The sequence below is a fragment of the Mycolicibacterium vulneris genome, assembly GCF_002104765.1.
GTDB classification, from domain to species: domain Bacteria; phylum Actinomycetota; class Actinomycetes; order Mycobacteriales; family Mycobacteriaceae; genus Mycobacterium; species Mycobacterium vulneris.
Genome location: NZ_NCXM01000063.1, coordinates 1 through 6,943 on the forward strand (window position 1 = coordinate 1; position 6,943 = coordinate 6,943).

7 protein-coding genes are annotated in these 6,943 nt (G+C 68.4%); 4 read left to right on the forward strand and 3 right to left on the reverse strand.

The features are described from left to right. The 3 genes from B8W69_RS31725 to eccA2 all read left to right on the forward strand — a co-directional run. Positions 1-102, forward strand: a 102-nt coding sequence (locus B8W69_RS31725) for a hypothetical protein (RefSeq protein WP_245843425.1), incomplete at its 5' end; no start/stop codon positions are given. Next, complete coding sequence (gene eccE, locus B8W69_RS29200; RefSeq protein ID WP_085293118.1) at positions 99-1,703, forward strand: type VII secretion protein EccE; 1,605 nt, start codon at positions 99-101, stop codon at positions 1,701-1,703. The genes B8W69_RS31725 and eccE, both read left to right, overlap by 4 nt. A gap of 135 nt (positions 1,704-1,838) precedes the next feature. Continuing rightward, on the forward strand, positions 1,839-3,677 hold the full coding sequence (eccA2, locus tag B8W69_RS29205) for a type VII secretion system ESX-2 AAA family ATPase EccA2 (protein WP_085293119.1): 1,839 nt from the start codon (positions 1,839-1,841) through the stop codon (positions 3,675-3,677). A 3-nt stretch (positions 3,678-3,680) separates the two neighbouring features. Here eccA2 and B8W69_RS29210 read toward each other — a convergent pair whose 3' ends face one another. Together B8W69_RS29210 and B8W69_RS29215 are read right to left on the reverse strand one after the other, a co-directional pair. Further along, the gene (locus B8W69_RS29210; protein ID WP_085293120.1) at positions 3,681-4,121 is read right to left on the reverse strand and encodes a nitroreductase family deazaflavin-dependent oxidoreductase; all 441 of its coding nucleotides are present in this window, start codon (positions 4,119-4,121) and stop codon (positions 3,681-3,683) included. A 1-nt stretch (position 4,122) separates the two neighbouring features. Beyond that, entirely contained in the window at positions 4,123-4,983 is an 861-nt protein-coding gene (locus tag B8W69_RS29215; RefSeq protein ID WP_085293121.1) for an NAD(P)H-binding protein, read from the reverse strand. 111 nt (positions 4,984-5,094) lie between these two features. Between B8W69_RS29215 and sigI the strand changes: the two genes are divergently transcribed. Further along, entirely contained in the window at positions 5,095-5,952 is an 858-nt protein-coding gene (gene sigI, locus B8W69_RS29220; protein ID WP_085293122.1) for an RNA polymerase sigma factor SigI, read from the forward strand. Positions 5,953-5,955: 3 nt separating this feature from the next. Here the strand turns inward: sigI and B8W69_RS29225 are convergent. Beyond that, positions 5,956-6,943: MinD/ParA family ATP-binding protein (locus tag B8W69_RS29225; protein ID WP_245843424.1), on the reverse strand; the 988-nt coding region annotated here is incomplete at its 5' end.

Below are 6,943 nucleotides of genomic sequence, written 5' to 3' on the forward strand. Positions count from 1 at the left end.
CCCGACCACCGGGCACGCAACATCGCCATCGGATTCCTGGGGATCGTGGCCGCCGGTGTGCTCGTGGCCGCGATCGCGGCGCGATTGCGGAGGGCTCGATGAGGCCCGACCTGACCGGGTTCACCCCCGGCAGCAACCGTCGGGTGGTCGGCGTCTGGGTCGTGTTCCTCCTCGCGCTCGTCAGCTGGCTGGTGGGCGGCTACATCGGCGCGGCCGTCGCCGTTGTGGTGGGTATAGCGCTGGTCTTCGTGCGCTGGTGGGGCCAGCCGGCGTGGTCGTGGGCAGTGTTGTGGCGACGCGGCCGGCGTCCGATCGACTGGGCCGCCCCGATCACCGTGGCCAACAACCGGTCCGGGGGCGGTGTCCGCGTGCAAGACGGCATCGCCGTGGTCGCGGTGCAGCTGCTCGGCCGGGGGCACCGCGCGACCATGGTGACCGGATCGGTGACCGTCGAGACCGAAAACGTGCTCGACATTGTCGAATTGGTGCCGATGCTGCATCAGGCCCTGGGCCTGCAGCTCGATTCGATCAGCGTGGTCACGATCGGATCACGGCACGGGACCATCGGGGACTTTCCGCGGGTGTACGACTCGGAGATCGGAACGCCGCCCTACGCGGGCCGCCGTGAGACGTGGCTGATCATGCGGCTGGCGGTGATCGACAACGCCCAGGCCCTGTTCTGGCGCACGACCGTTGGCGCAGCGGCCATTTCGGTCGCACAACGCATCGCGGGGCTGTTGCGCTGCCAAGGGCTGCGGGCAAAGGTGGCCACCGCAACCGACCTGGTCGAGCTCGATCGCCGGCTCGGGTGGGACGCGGTGTCGGGCAGTACGCAGAGATGGAAAGCCATACGCGGAGAGGCGGGTTGGATGACCACCTACGCGTACCCGGCCGAGGCGATCACGTCGCGCAACCTCTCGCAGGCGTGGACGCTGCGCGCCGACGAAGTCATCCAGAACGTGACGGTCTACCCGGACGCCGAATGCACCGCGACCATCACCGTGCGCACGCCGACGCCGGCGCCCACCCCTCCCAGCGTGATCCTGCGCCGGCTCAACGGCGAGCAAGCGGCCGCGGCGGCCGCGAACATGTGCGGACCGCTCCCGCACCTGCGGGGCATTCGGCGCAGCCCGCTACCACCACAACTGATCATCGAGATCGGGCCGTCGGGTGTGCTGATCGGCAAACTCAGCACCGGCGACCGGCTGCTGATGCCGGTCACCGATGCCGGTGAGTTGTCGCGCGTATTCGTCGCGGCGGACGACCCGATCGCCAAGCGGCTCGTGATCCGCACCGCGGGTGCCGGTGAGCGGGTCTGCGTGCACACCCGCGACATGTCACGCTGGGCGAGCGTCCGGATGCCGGAGATCAGCGTCGTAAGCAGCTCGCGTCCCGCACCACGAACCACCGTGAGCGTGGTCGAGTATGTTGCGCGACGGGGCAACAGCTTTGGCGCCGCCGAAAGCATCGAGGCCGCGATCTCACCCACTCCGCGTCCGGCCACCGTGATCACGGTCGCACCCGCGGGCACCGGGCTCTCCGAGGGACAACGACACGGCTTCGAGGTGATCATCGAGCAGATCGGCCCGTCGGTGGTGAACGTCAGTGCAGCAGGAGAGAATTGGCTTGTCGAGATGGACATGTTCCGCGCCGAGAACCGTTACGTCAGTCTTGAGCCGGTAAGCATGTCGGTCGGCACGTAGCGGGTCGGTAAAAATCGAGTTTGAGGCACAGTGTGATGAGCGCACGTAGTGGTTGCGGCGACAGCTCGAATCGGCCTAAGGCGGCCGCCCGCAACTCCGGCGACCATATCCACGGCGCTCGGGAGGGGGGACGTGATGGGTGATTTACAAACTGCCCGAAGGCATTTCGACCGTGCCATGGCGATCAAGAGCAGGCAGGGCCGGGCGGCCGCGTTGCCCGAGTTCGCTGCCGCCACCGACGCCGACCAGTCGATGGCCGACGCGTGGTTGGGGCGCATCGCGTGCGGTGACAATGACCTGGCCTCGTTGCGACAGCTCTACGCCACCAGCGAATGGCTGCACCGCGAGACCACGCGCATCGGGCAGACGCTGGCCGCAGAGATCCAGCTGGGCCCCTACATCGGCATCACCGTCACCGACGCCTCACAGGTCGGGCTGGCGTTGGCCTCCGCGCTGACGATCGCCGGGGAGTACGCCGAGGCCGACAAGCTGCTGGCCAACCGTGACCTACTGGACTCGTGGACCAACTACCAGTGGCACCAGTTGGCCCGGACGTTTTTGATGTACCGCACGCAGCGCTGGACCGACGTGCTGTTGGCCGCGGCCGAGGAGCTGCCCGCGCATGCCATCGTCATGTCGGCTGTGACAGCGTCGATTTGCGCGCTGGCCGCGCACGCTGCCGCCCACCTCGGCCAGGGCCGGGTCGCCCTGGACTGGCTGGACCGCGTCGACGTGATCGGGCACACCCAGTCGTCGTCGCGCTTCGACGCCGACGTGCTGACGGCATCGATCGGGCCCGCCGACATTCCGCTCCTGGTCGCCGATCTGGCCTATGTGCGGGGGATGGTGCACCGGCAGCTGCGCGAGGAGGACAAGGCCCAGGTCTGGCTCTCCAAGGCCACCATCAACGGGGTCCTGACCGAGGCGGCCAAGGAAGCCTTGGCCGACCCGAACCTGCACCTGGTCGTGACGGACGAGGAAACCATCGAGAGCCGCACCGACCGGTGGGACGCTTCGTCGGCCAAGAGCCGCGACGAACTGGACGACGACGCCGCCGCTGATCGGCGCGCCGAGCTGTTGGCCGAGGGGCGCAAGCTGTTGGCCAAGCAGGTGGGACTGGCCGCCGTCAAGGAAGCGGTCGCGGCCCTGGAAGACCAGCTCGAAGTGCGGACGATGCGGCTCGAGCATGGTCTGCCGGTGGAGGGCCAGACCAACCACATGCTGCTGGTCGGCCCGCCCGGGACCGGTAAGACGACCACCGCCGAAGCCCTGGGCAAGATCTATGCCGGCATGGGAATCGTGCGGCACCCCGAGATCCGGGAGGTGCGCCGTTCGGATTTCTGCGGCCACTTCATCGGAGAGTCGGGGCCCAAGACCAACGAGCTGATCGAAAAGTCGCTGGGGCGAATCATTTTCATGGATGAGTTCTATTCCCTGATCGAGCGCCACCAGGACGGCACGCCCGACATGATCGGCATGGAGGCCGTCAACCAGCTCCTGGTTGCGTTGGAAGCCCACCGATTCGACTTCTGTTTCATCGGGGCGGGCTACGAAGACCAGGTGGATGCGTTCCTCACCGTGAACCCGGGTTTGGCCGGCCGGTTCAACCGCAAGCTGCGCTTCGAGTCCTATTCGCCGGCCGAGATCGTCGAGATCGCGCACCGCTACGCGACGCCGCGCGCCAGCCTGCTCGACGATGGCGCCCGCGAAACGTTCCTGGACGCGGCGACGACCATCCGCAACTACACCACTCCCGGCGGGCGCCACGGCATCGACGCCATGCAGAACGGCCGGTTCGCCCGCAACGTCGTCGAACGTGCCGAGGGCTTTCGTGACACCCGGGTGGTCGCACAGAAGCGCGCGGGCCGGCCGGTGACCGTCGAGGATCTGCAGATCATCACCGCAGCCGACCTCGAGGCCGCCGTGCGCAGCGTGTGTTCGGACAACCGAGACATGGCGGCCATCGTCTGGTAGCCGCTACGCCGGATCGAAGCGGAAGACGGCGAGCCGCCCCGCCAATGCTTCGAATTCGTCAGCCGTTCCGTCGTGCACCATCCCCGACCGCTTCGCGAACGCCACCCCGACCGGAACTTCGGTGGGGAACGCCCGCAGCACCGGCCGGGCCTCATTGGCGGAGAGTTCGACGATCCGGACGCGGCGTGACCGTCGTCCCCGGCTGAGGGTGCCGGTGCCGGCCGCCCGGGCATTGGCCGCCCAGTCGGCACCGGGGTAGCCCGCCACCACATAGAGGCCGTCCCGGAACCTGAACGGCGTCATCGGGGTGCTGCGTCGTTGACCCGACTTGCGGCCGGGCACGGTGAGCACCATCGCAGGGCCGGTCGGAATGCCGAGTCGTTGGACCGCCATCATGAACTTGTTCATCGGCTTGAGGTAGCGCGGGGGACGTGGATCGGTCATCTCAGATTCCTACTTTCTCGTCGAACTCGTTGTCGAACATGCTGCGGTGTTCGGAAACCCAGTGCGCGAACGAAACCGGCGGACGGCCGAGGATCTTCTCCACGTCGTGGGTCACCAGGGCGGGGGTGTCGAGCGTCTCGGCGAGCATGGCGATGTAGGCGTCGGCGAAGCCACCGCCGAAACCCAAACCGATGAATCGTTGTCGCACGGCATCGGCGGGAATCTCGCGATACTGGAGCGCCCGGCCCAGGACGCCGCCGATGACCTCGACCAGCTCCGAGTTGGTGAAGGCCCGGGGACCCGTCAGCGGGATCCGCTGTCCGACAAGGTCATCGGTGAGCAACGCGTGGGCCGCGACACCCGAGATGTCAGCGTCGACGATGGGCGCCGTCGATGCGGCGGCGTATGGCCCGGCGACCACGTTGCCGGCGCGGATCTGCGCGGACCACATGCCGGCGAAGTTCGTCGCGAACACCGTGGGCCGCAGGCTCACCCAGGCCAGACCGGAGGCGATGGCGAGGCGTTCGACCTCCCTGTTGCGGTCCCCGCGAAACCGGGACGGTTGCCGGGTGACGTCGTCATCGGCATTGATCGCCGACAGCGCGACCAGTTTGGTCACTCCGCCCCGCGCGCATTGCGCCACCACGTCTTCCAATTGCCCAGCCAGCGCCCGCGAGTTCAGGAACACCGCGGCGGCGCCGGGCAGCGCGGCGGTGGCCGAACCGAACACCTCGACCTGCGGGGGAAAGCCGGTCGGCGCCGGTTGCCGGGTGACCGCCCGCACGTGGGCTCCCGCGGCGAGCAGTTCGGAGACGAGTGGACGCCCGACGTTGCCGGTCGCGCCCGTGACGACGATGGTCATGATGGGGTTCCTTCCGTGAACTTCCTGCACTGCTGAAACGACGGAGCAAAAGGTGGGAAAGTTACATCGCAGAACGTGTAACTTTTTGCCCCAGCGGATCGTCGAAGAATCATGAATCAGCCGCCGTCAGCCAGTGATCAGGTCAGCGAGGCCTGGCGTCGGCACCGCCCATACCTGGTCAACCTCGCCTACCAGATGCTGGGCGACATCGGCGAGGCGGAAGACATTGCGCAAGAAGCCTTTCTGCGACTCGCGCGCGCCGATGTCAGCGAGATCGAGGACACCCGCGGCTGGCTGACGGTGGTGGCGAGCCGCCTCTGCCTCGACCAGGTGCGCTCGGCCCGCGCCCGATACGAGCGCCCGGGGGACATCGAAGACGAACCCGCGCCGCGCCGCATCGACCCGGCCGACCGGGTCACCCTCGACGACGAGATCCGCACCGCGCTGCTCGAGGTGTTGCGCAGGCTCAGTCCCGGTGAACGGGTCGCCTTCGTGCTGCACGACGTGTTCGGCGTCCCCTTCGAGTCGATCTCGCAGACCGTGGGCCGCCCGGTCGGCACCTGCCGTCAGCTGGCGCGGCGCGCACGGTCCAAATTCGAAGCGGCGCAGCCGAAGTTGGCCGACGTCGCGCCCGCCGAGCATCAGTTGGTGACCGAAAAGTTCGTCGCCGCCTGCGCCAACGGTGACCTTCAGGCGTTGGCCGCCGTCCTGGATCCGACGGTGTGGGGTGTGGGCACGATCCTCGCGGATCCGGCCCCGCCACCGCAGATCAACCACGGGCCAGATGCGGTGGCCACCAACCTGTTGCGCTACCTGTGGCCGGACGTGACCCTGGTCAGCGGTCCGGTCGGGGGACCGGTACTGCTGGCCTTCAGCGAGCGCCGGCTGTTCGCCGTGATCGTGCTGACGATCCGCGAATCCCGGGTGATGAAGATCGAGGCGATCGCCGACCCCTCGGCGCGCGCCTAGTTCTCACTTGTCCGTCGGCCGCTGGTCTTTCGCGCCGTCGGGACGCGCCGCGAAGTAGCCGGCGATGGTCGCGGTGGCTTCGAGGAATTTGCGGCGCGTGGCCGGGGCCATCTCGTGGCTCACGTCGATGACGCCGCCGGGCCGCAGGTGGGGGTCGTAGGGCACTTCGATGACCGGCCGGCCGTGATCCGTGAACTCGCGGGCCAGCAACGCCCGGGTCCGTTTGTCGGCATGCCCGTCCGAATCGTTGAGCACCACGATGGTGTGCCGCAGCAGCTCGTCCAAGCCCTGGTCGGCCAGCCACTCCATGGTGCGCGCGGCGGCGGACGCGCCGTCGGCCCAGGGCGAGGACACCACGATCAGCGCGTCCAGGTCGCGCAGCACTTCCCGGGTGAGCGGCGCATCCATCGACGAGCCACAGTCGATGACCGAGATCGTGAAATGGCGGTCCAGCCGCAGCGCGGCCTCCCGGTATATCGCCGGATCGAGCACCCGACGCGGGCCCGACGCCGGTTCGCCGGCGAGCACGTGAAGCCCTGCACCATTACGCCCGAGCCGCGCCACCACGTCGTCGAACGACCGCAGGTTCTTGTCGGCGGTGAGCTCCCAGAACGAGCCCGTCGAGGCCGGATCGATGCGGCTGCTGAGCCGCCCGAAGGCGGTATCGGCGTCGATCGCCACGACGTGGTCCTGCTTGCGTAATCCGGCGAACAACGAGCCCACGCTCGCGGCCACCGACGTCTTTCCGACGCCGCCCTTGCCCAGCACGCCGACCTTGCGGTTGCCGTACAGGCGGGTCCGGATGGCCGCCTCGAACTGGGCCTCCTGCTGCTGGGCGGGCGACGGGCCCAGGTTGATCAGGCCGAAGGTGACCAGCCGCACGGCGCGTCGCCAGCCGCGGTCGGGTAGCTCATCCCCCGTAGGAAGACCGCTGTGAGCGCCGGTGTGGGGCGCCTGCGGCGCCGTAGGCGGGGCGGGTTGGGCGCGCGGC

Coding starts and splice junctions, on each gene's coding strand:
- B8W69_RS29215 (WP_085293121.1), bottom strand. CDS start 4,983: ATGACCATCGTCGTCACGGGCGCGACCGGCAACGTCGGGCGTCCACTC.
- B8W69_RS29210 (WP_085293120.1), bottom strand. CDS start 4,121: ATGACCGATCCACGTCCCCCGCGCTACCTCAAGCCGATGAACAAGTTC.
- sigI (WP_085293122.1), top strand. CDS start 5,095: ATGAATCAGCCGCCGTCAGCCAGTGATCAGGTCAGCGAGGCCTGGCGT.
- eccE (WP_085293118.1), top strand. CDS start 99: ATGAGGCCCGACCTGACCGGGTTCACCCCCGGCAGCAACCGTCGGGTG.
- eccA2 (WP_085293119.1), top strand. CDS start 1,839: ATGGGTGATTTACAAACTGCCCGAAGGCATTTCGACCGTGCCATGGCG.